The sequence below is a fragment of the Dietzia sp. UBA5065 genome (assembly GCA_002415925.1).
Classification (GTDB): Bacteria; Actinomycetota; Actinomycetes; order Mycobacteriales; family Mycobacteriaceae; genus Dietzia.
Window position 1 is genome coordinate 11,476 of the sequence record DIAZ01000165.1, and the last position, 16,593, is coordinate 28,068.

The following is a 16,593-nucleotide window of genomic DNA, read 5'->3' on the forward strand; positions in this document are numbered from 1 at the left end:
GTAGGTGTGCGCCCCGAAGAAATCGCGCTGCCCCTGGATGAGCGCGGCCGGGAGGCGTTCCGTCCGGAGCCCGTCGTAGTAGGCGAGCGCCGCGGCGAAGCCGGGTGCCGGGATGCCGGCGGAGACGGCCGTGGTGACGACCCGGCGCCAGCTGTCGACGCAGTCGGCCAGCGCCTCGGCGAAGTACGGAGCGGCGAGGAGCGTCGGCAGCTGAGCGTTCTCCGCGTACGCCTCCCGGATCCGGTCGAGGAAGGTGGCGCGGATGATGCAGCCCCCGCGCCAGATGGTGGCCAGATCGCCTCGTGCGACGTCCCAGCCGTACTCCGTGCTGGCGGCGGTGATCTGGTCGAACCCCTGCGCGTAGGCGATGATCTTCGACGCGTAGAGCGCGCGGCGGACGTCGTCGATGAACCCCGGTCCGGTCTCGGGAGGGATCGACACCACTCCCGACGGCAGGGTCCGCCCGGCTTCGCGTTGCGGCACCGAACTCGACAGCGCGCGCGCGAAGACCGCCTCCGCGATGCCGGTGACCGGCACCCCGAGGTCGAGGGCGGACTTGACCGTCCACCGGCCGGTGCCCTTCTGGCCCGCGCGATCCACGATCATGTCGACCAGGGGAGAGCCGGTCTCGGCGTCCACCTGGTCGAGTACCTCCGCGGTGATCTCGATGAGATAGGAGTCGAGCTCGCCGGTGTTCCACTCGCGGAAGACGCCGGCCATCGCCGCCGGTTCGATCCCGGCCACGCCCCGGAGGAGGTGGTATGCCTCCCCGATGAGCTGCATGTCGGAATATTCGATCCCGTTGTGCACCATCTTGACGAAGTGGCCGGACCCGTCCTCGCCGATGTGGGTGCAGCACGCGATCCCGTCGACCTTGGCCGAGATGTCCTCGAGGAGCGGACCGACCACCTCGTAGCTGGACGCCGGGCCGCCGGGCATGATGGACGGACCCTCCAGAGCGCCCTCTTCGCCCCCGGAGATGCCCGCGCCGATGAAGCGGATTCCGCGCTCGGCCATCGCCTTCTCGCGGCGGATCGTGTCGGTGTAGAGGGAGTTTCCACCGTCGATGATGATGTCGCCCTCATCGAAGGCGTCCGCGAGGGCGTCGATCACGGCGTCGGTCGGAGCGCCGGCCTGGACCATGACGAGTGCCCGGCGCGGGGATCGCAGGGCCGCCGCGAATTCCTCGATCGTCTCCGTACGGAGGAAGTCCCCGTCGTCACCGTGCTCGGCGAGCAGGGAGTCGATCTTGCCCGCGGAGCGGTTGTGCACGGCGACCGTGTATCCGTGCCGGGCGAAATTACGGGCGATGTTGGAGCCCATCACGGCCAGTCCGGTGACTCCGATATCGGCGGTGCCGGTGGTGCCCGTGGTCGGCTGCGCGTCCTCGCGCTCAGTACTCATGGGCTTCAGGGTAGTCGACGCTCCTCCACGCTGTGGACCAGCATCGATGGGAGTTCGGTTGCCTGCGCGGCACCCATCCGACCCTGAGTTCTTGCTGACAGGTCAGTCGTGCACTGGGTGCACCGATTGGCAGATCGGCCGATTTTCCTTGGATACACGCGATGTTGTGTTGTATCACTGATGAGGGAGTCGGTTGGCCGGAGCAGGCGCGACGCAGGGGATGCGTGCCGGGGGCGAAGGCGATCAGCGGGGCGACCGGCTCGGTAAGAGGGGAATCACGAACGGGGGGAGTACAAGCATGACCATTTCCATACTGTCCACAGAGATGATGGGCACCCGCACGGTCTTCGATGACACTGTGGACGTGCTCGGCGGGTTGAGGCCGGGGTATCCGAAGTTCTACTCGATCGCCGATCTGGGAGCCCAGTCGCGTCGTCGGTGGGTTCCGCTCGAGCGCGCGGTGGACAGCGGCCGGGTCGAGATGATGTTCCGCGACTACTTCGCGGAGTCCGGCGATATCCGGTTCTCGACCTACCTCGTCGCGGACGCGTTCGCTCACGGGGTGATCGGCCGGGCGGTCGCGAGCTTCGTCACCATCGGCAGGGTCTGGGACACGGGCGCCGAGAATCTGGCGGTCCGGACGGACATCGAGGGTGGGCTCGACTGGGCGGGTGTCCGGGACACCTCGCTGCGGATGTTGCCGGACGATCCGTCGGCGGGCTCGCCCGGGACCGTGGTCCTGCCCTGCGAGCAGGCCCTGGCGCACTGGCTCGCCTGCCGTTCGCGGTCGACGCTTGCCCCGGTCTTCGACGGGCTGGCCGAGGTGAGCAGCTGCAGCGTCGAGACCTTGTGGTCGGTGGTCGGGGAGTGTGTCCTGGGTGCAGCGACGATCGTTCCGACGTTCGCCGGAACCAGTACCGAGACAGGCTATCGCCGTGGGCAGTTGGTCCTCCAGGCGCTCCACGACTCGGGTCTGGCGGTCCGGAGGCGCAGCGCGCTCCCGCGCACGCCCGGCTCAGGACCCATCCCGGTTCGTGACCGCGGGTGGCGCTCGGTCCGCTGACCAGGGGACCGTCGTCGACTCTGGCGTCGCGAGGGGTAGCGTCGGATCTCGACTCGCCCGGACGGTCCGGGTCGGGAGAGATGAGGTCCGATGTCCGACGCGACGCCCAACGAGCTGCTCGAGAAGCTCCGACCCACGTCAGGAATAGGTTTCGGTGGTGTGATCGGGATCGAGTACGTGGACATCACTCCCGACAGGGTCGTCGCCTCGGTCGAGGTGGGGCCGCACCTGCATCAACCGCACGGAATCGTTCACGGGGGCGTCTACTGCGCGATCGTCGAGCAGGTCGCCAGCGTGGCGGGCTCGGTGTGGCTCGGGGGTGAGGGGCGCGTCGTGGGGGTCAACAACTCCACCGACTTCCTCCGCGCCGTCACCGAGGGCACACTCACCGCGACCGGCCTCCCCGTCCACCGCGGTCGTTCGCAGCAGCTCTGGCGGGTCGAGATCACCGACGATTCCGGCAGGACCGCCGCAGTGGGCCAGGTCAGGCTGGCCAACCTGGAGCCGCCTGCGGCCCGCGAGAGCTGAACGCTCGCGACGCGCGACGATCGGCGCCCGGCGGGAACTCCCGCCGGGCGCCGTCGCGTGTCATGTGCGCGTGTCAGTCACGTGTGGCCGACGCCGCTTCCTTCGCCTCGGCCAAGGACTGCTCCGCCGATTGCGCGGCTTCGTGGGCTGCCACCCGTTCGATGGCCTGCCGTCCGTAGACCCACTGTTGAGTCGAGGTCAATTGCGAGCGGTGGTCGCCGCCCATGTGCATCCCCCAGGAGAACATCGTGGTGAGGCGATTCTTGAAGCCGATGAGATACGCGAGGTGGACCACCAGCCACATGACCCAGGCGATGAAGCCGGAGATCTCGAGCTTGCCCACCTTGACGACCGCGCTGTACCGGGAGACGGTGGCCATGGAGCCCTTGTCGAAGTACTTGAACGGCACCCGCTCGGCGGGGGTCCTGCCCTTCTCCACCTCGGCGATGATCTGCTTGGCCGCGTATTTGCCGCCCTGGATCGCGACCTGGGCGACGCCGGGCAGGTTGTCGAGGCTCATCATGTCGCCCACGACAAAGATCTCGGGGTGTCCGGGTATCGAGAGGTCCTTCTGCACCAGGACCCGCCCGGCGCGGTCGACCTCGGCGTCGGTCTGGTCGGCGAGCATCCTGCCGAGGGTGCTGGCCTGCACGCCAGCGGACCAGATCTTGCAGGTGGCATCGATCCGGCGGACCGAGCCGTCCGGATCCTTCACCTCGATCCCCAGACCGTCGACGTTCGTGACCATCGCGTTGAGCTGGATCTCCACGCCCATCTTCTCCAGCCGGGCCCGCGCGGCGTTGCCGAGCTTGTTGCCGAACGGCGGGAGCACCGCGGGAGCCGCGTCGAGGAGAATCACGCGGGCCGAGGCCGGATCGATCCGTCGGAAGCTGTTCTTGAGGGTGTGCTGCGCCAACTCGGCGACCTGGCCCGCCATCTCGACACCGGTCGGGCCCGCACCCACGATGATAAACGTGAGCAGTCGGCGCCGCTCCTCGTCGTCCTCGGTGACCTCGGCCTGCTCGAAGCAGCCGAGGATCCGGCTACGCAGCTCCAGGGCGTCGTCGACGGTCTTCATGCCGGGGGCCCAGCGCTCGAAGTGATCGTTGCCGAAGTACGACTGGGTGGCGCCGGCGGCGACGATCAAGCTGTCGTACTCGACGTCGAAGCGGATGTGGCCGGCGGACGCGTACACGGTCTTCGAGGCCACGTCGATCTTGTCGACATCGCCGAGGATGCAGGTGGCGTTTTTCTGATCACGGAGGATGAGCCGCGTCGGTGGGGCGATCTCCCCTACCGAGAGGATGCCGGTCGCGACCTGGTACAGGAGTGGCTGGAAGAGGTGATGACCGGTCTTGGCGACCAAGGTCACGTCAACGTCCGCCTTCTCCAGCTGCTGGGCGGCGAAGAGCCCGCCGAAGCCGGACCCGATGATGACGACTCGGTGCCGCCGGCCGGTCGATGCAGTGGCGTTGACCTGGTCGTGTGCGGGCTCGGTCATGGAGGCTCCTGGTGGGGGTGTGTCTGGTGAGACGGGCACGGTGGCTCATCGGTCAGAGCCCGGGCGGATCGCGCGCGGGCACGGACACCCAGGATAGTGGTCTGCCGCGGCGCGTGCACACGGAGCGGGTCCGCTGCGGCGCGGGGTCCCCCCGACGCGCCTGACGAGCCCGTGCGACGGACGGCGGTACCGTCCACCTCACGACACGCCCCAGAGGAGGAACCGGTGGTCAGACTCGAACCCCAGACCGTCGACCTCGACCGTTGGCCCGGCCTGGCGGAACCGGAGGGGATCGGGGGCCAGGCCGCGGTGGAGGTCGCCCGGGCGCTGCGCAGGTCGGCCCGGGAGCTCGGACTGAGGATCGACTACCCGGATTCGTCCGCGGCCGGGGATTATGACGCCCCCGTCCGCATCGTCCTGGGCGATCCGGAGCGCTTCTGGGCCAGGCTCGCCTCCTCCGGGGTGCTGGGACTGGGCGAATCGTTCATGGCCGGCGAGTGGACGACCCCCGACCTCGGATCGGCCATCGGAACCCTCGGTCCGTGGATCTCGACGAACGCCGACTGCGCCCACCCGGGCGAGCGCGCGTTCGGGCGAGAGGGCCGCGGGACCACCGGCACCGGTCGGCGACGCGGGGGGCCGGCGCCCGCCGCCCTGGAGGACTCCGTCCCGGGAGCTCTCACCTCGCTCTACACGGACGAGACGATGTCCACCTCGGGCGCGGTCTTCGCGTCGGGGGCGCGGACACGCGTGCGGGCGGGTGACGGAACCGATGTCGTCCACCTCGAGGCCCCCTCGACCCCGCCCGGGCGGGGTGATCTCGGGGACGCGCAGCGACGGGCTGCGGACACGCTCCTCGCGCTGGCCGGGGTCGGGGAGGGATCTCGAACCCTCGTCGCGACGCCGGGCTGGGGTGAGTTGCCCATGCGGGCCGCCGAGCGGGGCGCACACGTCCGGACCATGACGGCCTCGACGGAGCGGTTGTCGACGTTGGGTTCGAGGTTCTCCGCCGCGGGACTCGACGACGAGATCGCGCTCTTCCTGGGAACTCCCGCGGACTCCGGTGGGGTCGTCGACGCCATGCTGGCGGTGGAGCCGGGAGTCACCTCGGGGCTCGCGGGGTACGCGGAGGTCGTGCAGGTCGCCGACCGTCTCCTCGCCCCCGGTGGTCGGCTCGTGATGGCGGGGGTCGTGGCGCCGGAGCGGCCCGGGCCGGCGGTCGTCGAGCTCGCGGCGTGGGGGACGCGCTACGTGTCGGAGGCGGGTCCGGCGGTCTCCTGGTCGGACCTGGTGGCCGAGGTCGACCGTGCGTCGCGCCTGCGGCTGCGTGGCCGGGTCGAGTCGACGGCACACCACGCGGAGACGGTCCGGTTGTGGTCCGAGACGTTCGCGCTCCGTGGGCGCGATGCGGCCGCCCTCGGATTCGATGCGGTCTACCGCCGGATGTGGGCGTTCCACCTCGCGGCCGTGGAGGCGGGACTCCGCCGGGGTTGGGTCGAGTCGGTACAGGTGCTCGTCACCGCGTAGCGGACCCTCGCCCGCCGCGGCGAGCCGGCGACATCCTAGAGTGCGTGCATGGGCAACATTCTCACCCCGCTCGCGATCTGGTTCGGGCGTCAGGACGCGACGCGGGAGAACTCGCATCTCGTGGTGACGGTCGACACGTGGATGTCGCGGGTGACTCGCGGCCGGATCCCCCTTCTGCGGGTGGCGGGCCTGCCGACCCTCACGCTCCACGTGCCCGGGCGCAGGAGTGGCGCCCTGCGCAGCACCCCGCTCCTGTGCGCCTCCTGGCGCAACGGCCTCGTGATCATCGGCTCCAACTGGGGTGGCGAGAAGACGCCGGCCTGGGTCCACAACCTCCGCGCGGCGGGGGAGGGCGAGGTCGAGATGTCGGTCTACGGCGCTCGACTCGTCGTGGACGTACGAGAGGTCCCGCGGGACGAGCGGGACTCGGCGTGGGCCGCAGCCGTGCGGGTGTGGCCCAACTACGAGATCTATGCGGGACGTACCGACAGACTGTTGCCGATCTTCCACCTCACCCCGAGGCTCTGACCTCCTCAGCGGCGGGCGACCATGTTCAGGGCGGTCGCGGTGAGGACCGGGTCCCCGTCCTGGTTCAGCAGGGTGACATCCGTGGTGAGTACCCCGCGGTCGGGCTTGCTCCTCGAGGGGCGGACACCGGTCGTCTCGCAGACCAGGGTGAGCCGGTCGCCCGGGCGCAGCGGCCGGACCCAGCGGAGTTCGTCGATCCCGGGGGAGGCCAGGCTCGCGACGCTGGTGAGGTAGTTGTCGGCGAACAGGCGCATCATGAGGGCGGCCGTCTGCCAGCCGCTCGCGATGAGCCCCCCGAACGGGCCCTCGGCAGCTGCCTCGGGATCGGTGTGGATGCTCTGCGGGTCGTACCGACGGGCGAACTCCACGATCTCCTCGGCGTCGACCGACTCCTCGCCGAACCGGTAGGTCGCGCCCTCCGTGTAGTCGTCGAGGTACCTGTCGTCGATCGGGGTCGCGAACTCGTCGGATGTCGTGTCGTCCATGGTGCCTCCCGGGTGCCGGTGTGTACCCTCCCAGTTAATCATCACTCACCGACTGGAGACCGCGGATGGCGTACTTCGAGCGACTGGGTCCGGGGACGTTCCGCCCGACGGATCACGTCAGCGGGGCCTGGGACTCCTCGATGCAGCACATCGGCCCCGCGCTCGGCCTGCTCGTCCACGCCGTCGAGTCCGACTGCGCCGGCCGCCGCGAGGATCCGATGGTCCTCTCGCGCCTGTCGTACGAGCTGCTGGGCGTGGTCCCCATGGACGTCGTGGACGTGAGGGTCGAGGTGATCCGCCCCGGCCGGACCATCGAACTGGTGGAGGTCACCTACGGCCACGGCGACCGGGCGGGGATTCGCCTGCGCGCGTGGTTGCAGCAGCCGCGCGACACCACCGGCCTCGCGGGGGACGGGTTCGATCCGATCCCGCCGCCTGCCGCCATGGATCCCTGGGATCCCACGACCCTCTGGCGGGGCGGGTACCTGGCATCCGCGCAGGTCCGGCGGGCCTCGGCGGGGCCCGGCCGGTCGAGGTACTGGGTGCGCACGGAGGTGCCGCTGCTCGCCGACGACGAGGAGGTGAGCACCCTCGCGCGGATGGCCGGGCTCTTCGACATCGCCAACGGGATGGCCGTGCGCGCGGATCCCGACCGGGTGCACTTCCCGAACATCGACCTCACCGCGCACCTGGTGCGGCCGCCGCAGGGGGAGTGGCTGGGGTTCGACACCCGCGTCACGTTCGGTCCCGGCGGTCTGGGTCTGACCGCCAGCGTGATCCACGACGAGGACGGTCCGCTGGGGACCGTCGCGCAGTCCTTGACGGTCCGACCGTAGGGATACCGGACGGGCGAGCGCGGCCGGCCGGGGTGGCGAGGGGGAATACCCAGTCCTCGAGAGGGCCTTACGCTGGGTGGCCGAGGTCGGCGACGAGCCGCTCGGCGAGCTCGGCGGAGGAGTTCGGGTTCTGGCCCGTGTAGAGGTTGCGGTCCACCACGACGTGCGAGTCCCAGGGATCGGCGGCCGCGGAGAAATCCGCTCCGAGCTCCTTGAGCTTGGCCTCGAGCAGCCAGGGAGCCTTCTCCGCCAGGCCCACCTGCTCTTCCTCGATGTTCGAGAATCCGGTCACCCGGTAGCCGGCGAACGGCGAGGACGCCGGATCGTCGGAGGCGGCCAGGAGTGCGGCGGGCGCGTGGCACAGCAGCGCCAGGGGCGTGCCGGCGGTGACCCGCTCGGCAAGGATCGCCCCGGAGGTCCGGTCCACGGCGAGGTCCTCGAGCGGACCGTGGCCGCCCGGGTAGAAGACCAGGTCGAAATCGGTGTGGTCGACGGCGGCGAGGTCGGCGGGGGAGTCGAGAACCGGCGTGAGGCGCTCGAGGGAGGCCTTGAGCTTCTCGAGGGTCTCCGGATCGCCGGCGCCCTCGGCGAGGCTGGCCCGGTCGACCGTGGGCGCGCGGCCGCCGGGGGTGGCGAGGGTGACGGACCAGCCCTCCCCCGTGAACGCCTCGTAGGGCGTGACGAACTCCTCCGCCCAGAACCCGGTGGGATGCGTCGTGCCGTCCGCCAGGGTCCAGTGGTCGGCGGCGGACAGGATCATGAGGACAGTGGTCATGATGGCGACCCTACGGCGGTCGGGGCGGAGCGCAACTGGTCGGGGACACCGCCGGATACCGCGTCGCGTGCGTCCGGGTGACTCGGGCATCGTCGACCCGGGTTCGCCGGCGGTCTAGGCAAAGACGCCTGCCGGTGACAAACTCAGTTCCGTGGCGCGACAGTACGGGGGCGGGTCGGGAACCGAGGCGAAGGCACGTCACCTGACCCTGGAGCAGGCCGCAGTCCTACCGGCACCGGACGTGCTGAGCGCGCTCGGGGTGTCGGGCTCCGGTCTGGCCGAGGAGCGGGCGGCTGAGCGTCTGGCGGCCGATGGCCCCAATGAGCTGCCCGGGCACCGGTCGACCGGGTGGAGTGTGCTCCTGCGGCAGTTCGCCAATCCCGTGTTGCTGCTCTTGCTCATCGCGGCGGGCCTGTCCTTCGCCACCGGGGATCAGGTCAACGCGCTGATTATCGGGGCGATCATGACGGCCAGTACCGGGCTGGGGTTCGTCAACGAGTACCGGGCCGAACGCACCGCCCAGGACCTGCACCGGCAGGTCAGCCACAGTGTGGTGGTGGTCCGGGGCGGACGGGATCGTTCCGTGGACGTCAAGGACCTGGTGGTCGGAGACCTCGTGCGCGTCGGTCTGGGATCGATCGTGCCTGCCGATCTCCGGGTGGTGGAGTGCAACGAGCTCGAGGCCGATGAAGCGGTGCTGACCGGGGAGTCGGTGCCGGTGGCCAAGTCGCCGGCACCGGTGGAACCGGGGGCCGCACTGGCGGACCTGGGGTCGTGCCTGCTGATGGGCACGGTGGTTCGCCACGGGGACGCCCTCGCCGTGGTGGTCGCGACCGGCGCGGACGCCCAGTTCGGCAGGATCGCACAGGGGCTGGGGGAGCGGGCACCGCGCACGGGTTTCGAGATGGGGCTGACGCGGTTCTCGATGATGCTGCTGTGGATCGGCGTGGCGCTCATGGTGGGGATCCTGGTGATCAACCTGCTGTTGCGTCGCCCATTCCTCGATGCGCTGCTGTTCTCGCTGGCGATCGCGGTCGGCATCACCCCGCAGCTGTTGCCGGCGGTGGTGAGTACCTCCCTGGCGGCTGGATCACGGCTGCTGGCGAGAGAGAAGGTGCTGGTCAAGCGATTGACGAGCATCGAGGATCTGGGCAACATGGACGTGCTGGTCACGGACAAGACGGGCACGCTGACCGAGGGGAGTATCACCTTCCTCGAGGCGGTGCCCGCCGGACAGGACCGGGCGGACACGCTGAGGTGGGGCCTGCTGTGCTGCGAGGCTGATCCTGCCGTCGGGGGCGCCGGGGCGGGGCAGAACGCACTGGACGCGGCGCTGTGGCAGGCCGCGGGGCCGGGAGCTCCGGGCCAGGTCGACGTGGCGGGAATCCGGAGGGTTGCCTACCGTCCCTTCGACCATGACTCCCTGACCTCCTCGGTGCTCCTGGATCTGCCGGACGGTCATCGATGGGAGACCCTCAAGGGGGCTCCCGAAGTGGTGACCTCCCGGTGCTCCCCGAACGAGGGCGAGGGGCGGGATGCGCTGGACGCGCTGTTCGAGCAGGGGCTGCGGGTGGTGGCGGTGGCTGTGCGTCGAGCGGACGGCGAGACCGAACTGGCGTCGAGGCCTCCGTCCGGGTTCCGTCTGGCCGGCTTCCTGTGCTTTCTCGATCGCCCCAAGTCCGACGCCGCCGACGCGCTCCGGGCCCTGGCGCAGCTCGGGATCGGGGTGAAGGTCACCACCGGTGACAACGCGGTCGTCGCGATCAAGGTGTGCCGGGACCTCGGGCTCACCGATGACGCCGGCATGGTCCCGGCCCTGACCGGGCACCAGGTCGACGCCCTCGACGACGAGGCCCTGGCCACCGTCGCGGCCACGACGATCGTCTTCGCCCGGGTGTCCCCGGAGCAGAAGGCCCGGATCATCCGTCTCCTGCGCGCCCGGCACGCCGTCGGCTACCTCGGCGACGGGGTCAACGACGCCCTGGCCCTGCATGAGGCCGATGTGGGGATCTCGGTGGACACCGGCACCGACGTGGCCAAGGATGCCGCCGACGTGATCATGCTCCACAAAGACCTCGGCACCCTGGCGCGGGGGGTGGTGGGCGGTCGGCGGATCTTCGCCAACACCATCAAGTACGTCCTCATGGGGACCTCGTCCAACTTCGGGAACATGTTCTCCGCCGCCGCGGCGAGCGCGTTCCTGGCGTTCCTGCCGATGCTGCCCCAGCAGATCCTGCTCAACAACGTCCTCTACGACTGCTCTCAGCTGGCCATTCCCACCGATCGAGTCGACGAGGAGCAGTTGCGCAAACCCTCGCACTGGGATCTGGGACAGATCCGCCGGTTCATGCTGGTCTTCGGCCCGGTCTCCTCGATGTTCGACTTCGCCACCTTCGCCCTCCTGTTGGGCGTTCTCAATGCTGGTCCGGAGGAGTTCCGCACGGGCTGGTTCGTGGAGTCTCTGGCGACCCAGACCCTGATCGTCTTCGCGATCCGCACCCGACAGGTCCCGTTCCTCCGCAGTCGGCCTTCCTGGGCCCTGACGGGGGCGGTCCTGACGGTTGTCGCCGTGGGCGTGGTGCTGCCGTTCACCGCGGTCGGCGCTCTGCTCGGGTTCGTGGCATTGCCGGCCCCGTTCTATGCGGCGCTGGCGGCCATGGCCGTGCTCTACCTGGCGCTGATCGAGACCGTGAAGAGCGTCTTCTTCCGGGTCGAGGCCGAGCGTTCCGCCGCGCTGCCTCAGCGTCGTCGCACCCATCCGCACCCCGCGATCGGCGTGCACAGGCGGGCCACCGGCTTCGCCGCCCAACGGGGCGCCCCGGCCCGGGTGTCGTATGGTCGTCGGCGGTCTCCGGACTCCGGGGGGAACGGACCGGGTGAGGCCGCCGCGTAGCGGTTCCGGGGGCCGGTGCCGCTTACTTTACATAATCGAACATTATCGGCACTTCCGAGGGCGTGTCGTCGGTCCAGCCGTGAATGTTCGGGATCGTACTCGTCGACGGGATCCGGCTCACCGCGCTCATGCTTCGCTTCGGTGTTGGAGTCCAACCCGAACAGCAGCACACGCTGTTCACCGTCGACCAGGAGTTCTTCGACGGCACGAGTGGGTAGGCGTAACTCTGCCGGATACTTCGACGAACGGCCCATGGCGGGCTCCCTTCAGCGAGCCACTGGCTCACTATCGGGTGTCAGCTTGAGGGGGTCGCCTCCATAAGCCGCGGAGCGGCCTGCGCGAGGTCTGGTGAGCCCTGGCCAGGTCCTCTAGCCGTTCCCACGGGATGGTCCGCCGGACTGCGGCGCACTGGCTTCCAGGATTGGGTGGCGCTGTTTTGGCTGCTGAGATAGCGCGTTGGACCACCACTGGGTCCTCCCCGAGTGCTTCGGCTATCCACAGTAGGGCTGGAGCGCAGCGAAGAGAGTTGTAGCCCGCCCGTGCATTTCTGCCCCGAGTCGTGCGCCCGTATACACCCGGCCTGGCTATCTCAGACATCCAGCGGACCATGTGTTCCTTCTGGGTGGTCCAGTTCGATCCTGGAGCCGCACCGAGAGGTCCGGTGTCCTGGTACGCATCCGTTAATGGCTGGGCGGTGGGTAGCTGTCGCAAGATCGCCGCGAGTTCGGTCCCTCGCACGGCTATCCGATCTGGCCGACGAGGTCGGCTCGTTGTTTCAGCTCAGTCCAGGAGGCACTGGCGGCGATGTCGTCTTCGTAGGCGATGAAGTAGCCCCATCGAGTGCTGTCGAAGCGTTCGTCGCCCAGGAGCGTCTTGACGAGTTCCTCGGTGGCTTTGCGTTTGGCCTGCACGCCTGCGTCGTCACGCTTGTTGGCGGCTTTGCCTTCGACGATCCAGTGGATGTCTTCGCCGGAGTCGTAGACGACGAAGTCGGGGTAGTAGTGGTCGCGCACTGTGTAGGCGATGCGGGCCTTGTCTCTGGGGACGAGGCGTTTCCACCAGGAGACGGTCCCGGCCTTGTCGAGCAGTTCTGCCAGGGCGTACTCGCCCGAGTATGAGTCGAACGACACCGCGGGGAACAGAGAGCGTTGCCAGGGCTCGTAGAGGCGTGCCCGGACGAACTTAGACCCGGTGGTGATCCGTTCGTGCAGCTCGGTCCCGATCGGGTACGAGTTCACTGATTCCACGGGAAGGCTGACAGGCTCGACGACGGTGACGGTGCTGCGCTTGCGATCGAACTCGGCGACCGCGGCTTTCAGTACCCCGCAGAGCAGGGTTACCGCTGTCGCCGCGGACTTTCGGGTCCACGGGATCGACACTGCGTGCATGAACGTCGGGACGGTGGACTGTCGAACGATGGAGATGTTCCCTGCGGTGCGCGGGAACGTCGGTTGTTCGATCAGTTCGGTCAAGAGCAGTTCGGCAACGTCGACGGCGTCGACGGGGTCAGCGTGACCTTGGGCCTGTTCGACGGTGGTGACACCGAGGACGGTTCGGGCTTTGACCGAGCGCAGCGTCATTGCCTCACGCTCGATGACCTCTCCGCTGTCCGAGACCTTCTCCCCGGCCGTGCGGAGGGTGGCGTCTTCGATCATCGAAGGTTTGAACGGGACAGTTTCTCGTTCCATGCGGGTTGACGGGAACAAGAACCGTGTCTGGGCATACTTCGGGTTCGCCTCGACGGTGACGGGGAGGAGCTCGAGGTCGACCTGGTCGACCTCGACGTCGAGGGGGCGGATGACGACCGTCGCCGGCCCGTCCCCAGGATCGGTGTTCGGGTTGCCGGTGGCGCCGTTACTGTCCGCAGGGGCGTCGGGATCGTTCTCAGCTGCAGTAGAGGCAGTGGACGTGCTCGATGCTCCGCCGGCTCCCGGCACACTCGGCGAGGTGCCGGCACCGGTGCCTGGGTGCGAGTCGGCGGGAACGGGCTTGTGTCCCGGGCGCACGGCGTTTTCGAGTCCGAACTCGGTGAGGACGTTCTCGTCGCGGAGCATGTCGCGGTACGACTCATGGCTGATGATGTCGAGCTGGTTGATGTGGTCGTCATCGGCATAGACGCCGAACGGCAGGCGTAGTCCCCGCCCCATCGTCTGCTGGGTGAGCACGGCCGATTTCGATACTCGCAGAGCACACAGGACGGCGATGTTCTTCACATCCCAGCCTTCTTTGAGCATGTTCACGCTCACGACGGCACGGACCCGCGAGGTGGGGGCGTCGAGGCGCCCCAGACGCGCGCGAGTCGCGTCGTCGGTGGTGGTGTTGTCCACCCGCAGGACCTGTTCGGCGTCACCGAGGAAGCTCGGACCGGCCAGGACCGAGGCGATCTGCTCAGCGTGCGCGGTGCTCTCGCAGGTGACGAACAGGACCGGGCGGACGTCCTCGAGGTGCTGCTGTTGTGACCACGCGGTGTAGCGGGCCTGCTTGATATCTAGGAGGATGAGCGCGTCGCGGAGCTGTGCTTCCTCGTCCCCGGGGGCGTACCCGGCTTGGCGGAACGCAAGCACCGGGGTCTTAACGACTTTGTCCTCGATCGCCTTGTAGAGGGGGTAGGAGAACACAACGTGGTCGCCCTTACCCGTGGTGGCGGTGAGTCCGATCCGGGCGGCGGGGGCCAGCTCGTCCAGGGCCGCATAGAACGCTTTCGCTGACGAGCCGTACAGGTGGGACTCGTCAGCGATGATGACGAGGTCGTCGAGATCGGTGAGCTCGGCGAAGACGTTGCCCCACACCTCGTTGTCCTTGCGCAGACCCCGTCGTGTCACGCCGTCACCGCTGGCCGCTGTGAGGTCTTTGCCCTGCGGGGCGATGAGCTGCTGGATGTTGAACACGTACAGCGTGGTCGGTTCCGCGCCCGAGACCGGCTGCGCAGTGGTGAGGACTCCCAACGTGCCCGGCGTTGCGACCACCGGCGGAATGTCGGCCCCGGCGATGTACTTGCGGTCACCGGGAGTGAAGTTGCGGACCGTCTTGGCCTGCACGACCAGGCCCGGGGTGACAACGAGAACGTGGTGCACGCCCTCGCGGCGCAGGTACTCGATGAGCGCGGCCATGAGGTACGTCTTGCCCGCGCCGGTGGCCATGTGGAGCACCTGCTCGACAGCCGGGTCGTAGTCTCCGGCGAGGGTGCGGACGACCGTGTCGAGTGCCTCGAGGTTGTGGGGGCGCAGATCGAAGGCGGCGGCGATCTCCTCGACGACCTCGCGGCGGTAGGTTAGGGACAGACGGGGCATGTCTCAGTCCTCGCTTCCGGTGTCGACGGCCGGGGCCGCGGAGTAGGTGAAAAGGTCGTCTGGGACGTGCTTGACCACCGAACCTGAAGAGGCCTTGCGCAGGTGGCTTCGAACCCCGTCGAGCACCGCGGTCGCCGCGATCGTCACCCGCTCCCCGTCCGGAAGGTGGGCGAGGATGTCGTCCACGCCCTCCACGGTGGCCGGCCCGTCGATGACCACCAGCCGCATCGCGCCCTTACGGCCGTGGAACGGCTGTTCGCCGGGTGTGTGGGTGAACCCGAGATTCGCTGCCACCGAGGCGATCAGGGTGTCCCCGTGCGCGGCATCGGTGAGCGTGACCAACCCCAGAGCCGGATCGAAATCGAACACCTCCGGCGACAGCGCCATCACCCGGAACGAGCCACCGCCACGCCAATTGACCACGTCCCCGGAGTAGCGGGTTTTCGTCCGGGCGGACAGTGACTTCTTCGTCGCCGGCAGCAGGTCGAGGGTGCCTCCTGCCGGGTCCTTTCCGAGCTTGCGTAAGAGCGCGAGCAGCGATTTCGCCTCGTCAGCGGACAAGCCAGTTTCGTTCTCCTTGACACGTGAGCGAACCTCGGAAGACAAGGTTTTCACCACGTCGATGTCGAGGGTCGTGCCCTCGGTGGCGGTCTTGAATAGGCTGTTGAGCTTGGCCGCGTCATCCGGGGACAGACCCTCAGGCAGGTCCACATCACCCGCCGCGACCCGCTCGCCCTTCGAGCTGGTCACACCACCTGGATCCTCGCCTCGGACGACCTTGGTCAGCCGGGGCAGTGTGAAGGTCTCGACGGTGTCGCCGAGCAGTTCGGCGGTCACCCAGCGACGGCCCATCTTGTGCGCCACTGCCGCTGTGGTTCCTGACCCGGCGAACACGTCGAGCACGATGTCGCCGGGATTCGTGGCGATGTGGACGATCCGCCCCAGGAGTCGTTCGGGCTTGGGGGTAGCGAAGGGATTCAGTCCGGGGAACAGTGCCGTGATCTCGGACTTCGCGGCACGATTGTGGCCAACCTCGTCGTTTGTCCACCAGGTTCGTGGGACGTTGCCCTTGGATGAGACGTAGGACTTTTTCCCGAAGCCACCCGTGCCGTTGCGGCGCAGTACGAAGTTTGGCAAGCAGTCCTTGCTCTCGTGTACTGCCTTGGCGTGAGTGGCTGCGATCTCATCCCACCCCGGGATCACAATGCCCCTAACTCCGCCCCGTACCTCCTCAGCGGACACTCCGCACACGCCCGCTCGGATCGGAGCGTCGTCGAGGTCAACCAACTCGTACGGTCCCCAGCCGCGCATGATTTCCAGTAATTCGCTCTGCTGCCAATACCAGCACCGACCCCGAGAGGGATACAGCAGCTCACCGGTGATCGGTTGCTGGATCGCATAGACCATCCCTTGATGTGTCGCCGCTCCGGGGGCCGTGGGGTCGCCGTCCCACCACGGGCCTGTGGGGTCGTTGTCGGGGTTTGAGAAACGTGCGTTGTCCTTGGCAGTTCGAGGAAGTCGGTTGAAGTCAAAGGCTTCTGACTTCCGGAACACCAGGATCACGTCGTGGTCGTCGGAGAACCCGCCGGAATCAGAGCGGGGTGAGTCCGCTTTCTGCCACACGACTTCGGCCACGAAGTTCTGTGCCCCGAAGACTTCGTCGAGGAGGCAGCGCAAGTGATGGGCGTGACGGTGGTCGCAGTGGAGCCAGAGCGCACCGTCGTCCGTCAGCAGGTCGCGCAGGAGCGGCAGACGGTCATAGA

13 protein-coding genes are annotated in these 16,593 nt (G+C 68.4%); 7 read left to right on the forward strand and 6 right to left on the reverse strand.

Annotation, left to right across the window (positions count from 1 at the left end):
* A partial coding sequence (gene gndA / locus B4M60_RS13440) for an NADP-dependent phosphogluconate dehydrogenase (protein ID WP_291084972.1) occupies positions 1-1,404 on the reverse strand: 1,404 nt, incomplete at its 3' end.
* A gap of 298 nt (positions 1,405-1,702) precedes the next feature.
* Between gndA and B4M60_RS13445 the strand changes: the two genes are divergently transcribed.
* Positions 1,703-2,467 carry a hypothetical protein gene (locus B4M60_RS13445; protein ID WP_291084974.1) on the forward strand — a complete coding sequence of 255 codons (765 nt, stop codon included), beginning with the start codon at positions 1,703-1,705 and terminating at the stop codon, positions 2,465-2,467.
* A 90-nt stretch (positions 2,468-2,557) separates the two neighbouring features.
* Positions 2,558-2,995: a PaaI family thioesterase gene (locus tag B4M60_RS13450; RefSeq protein WP_291084977.1), complete on the forward strand. Its 438-nt coding sequence runs from the start codon at positions 2,558-2,560 to the stop codon at positions 2,993-2,995.
* Positions 2,996-3,068: 73 nt separating this feature from the next.
* Here the strand turns inward: B4M60_RS13450 and B4M60_RS13455 are convergent, their stop codons facing one another.
* The gene (locus tag B4M60_RS13455) at positions 3,069-4,496 is read right to left on the reverse strand and encodes an NAD(P)/FAD-dependent oxidoreductase (protein WP_291084980.1); all 1,428 of its coding nucleotides are present in this window, start codon (positions 4,494-4,496) and stop codon (positions 3,069-3,071) included.
* A gap of 225 nt (positions 4,497-4,721) precedes the next feature.
* On the opposite strand from B4M60_RS13455, the gene B4M60_RS13460 reads away from it, so the two are divergent.
* Positions 4,722-6,023 carry a class I SAM-dependent methyltransferase gene (locus B4M60_RS13460; RefSeq protein WP_291084984.1) on the forward strand — a complete coding sequence of 434 codons (1,302 nt, stop codon included), beginning with the start codon at positions 4,722-4,724 and terminating at the stop codon, positions 6,021-6,023.
* Positions 6,024-6,071: 48 nt separating this feature from the next.
* Positions 6,072-6,551, forward strand: a complete 480-nt coding sequence (locus B4M60_RS13465) for a nitroreductase family deazaflavin-dependent oxidoreductase (protein WP_291084987.1) — start codon at positions 6,072-6,074, stop codon at positions 6,549-6,551.
* Between the two features lie 5 nt (positions 6,552-6,556).
* On the opposite strand, the gene B4M60_RS13470 is transcribed toward B4M60_RS13465, so the two are convergent.
* A complete protein-coding gene (locus tag B4M60_RS13470) occupies positions 6,557-7,036 on the reverse strand; it encodes a MaoC family dehydratase (protein WP_291084990.1) in 480 nt (159 codons plus the stop codon).
* Between the two features lie 65 nt (positions 7,037-7,101).
* Here B4M60_RS13470 and B4M60_RS13475 point away from each other — a divergent pair, with 65 nt between their 5' ends.
* Entirely contained in the window at positions 7,102-7,872 is a 771-nt protein-coding gene (locus B4M60_RS13475; protein WP_291084993.1) for a thioesterase family protein, read from the forward strand.
* A 67-nt stretch (positions 7,873-7,939) separates the two neighbouring features.
* Here B4M60_RS13475 and B4M60_RS13480 read toward each other — a convergent pair whose 3' ends face one another.
* Positions 7,940-8,647, reverse strand: a complete 708-nt coding sequence (locus tag B4M60_RS13480; protein WP_291084996.1) for a type 1 glutamine amidotransferase domain-containing protein — start codon at positions 8,645-8,647, stop codon at positions 7,940-7,942.
* A gap of 151 nt (positions 8,648-8,798) precedes the next feature.
* Between B4M60_RS13480 and mgtA the strand changes: the two genes are divergently transcribed.
* The gene (mgtA, locus tag B4M60_RS13485; protein ID WP_291084999.1) at positions 8,799-11,540 is read left to right on the forward strand and encodes a magnesium-translocating P-type ATPase; all 2,742 of its coding nucleotides are present in this window, start codon (positions 8,799-8,801) and stop codon (positions 11,538-11,540) included.
* 83 nt (positions 11,541-11,623) lie between these two features.
* Positions 11,624-11,758: a hypothetical protein gene (locus B4M60_RS13490; RefSeq protein WP_291085003.1), complete on the forward strand. Its 135-nt coding sequence runs from the start codon at positions 11,624-11,626 to the stop codon at positions 11,756-11,758.
* A gap of 522 nt (positions 11,759-12,280) precedes the next feature.
* Here the strand turns inward: B4M60_RS13490 and B4M60_RS13495 are convergent.
* A complete protein-coding gene (locus B4M60_RS13495; RefSeq protein WP_291085006.1) occupies positions 12,281-14,830 on the reverse strand; it encodes a DEAD/DEAH box helicase in 2,550 nt (849 codons plus the stop codon).
* A gap of 3 nt (positions 14,831-14,833) precedes the next feature.
* A partial coding sequence (locus B4M60_RS13500; RefSeq protein ID WP_291085009.1) for a site-specific DNA-methyltransferase occupies positions 14,834-16,593 on the reverse strand: 1,760 nt, incomplete at its 5' end.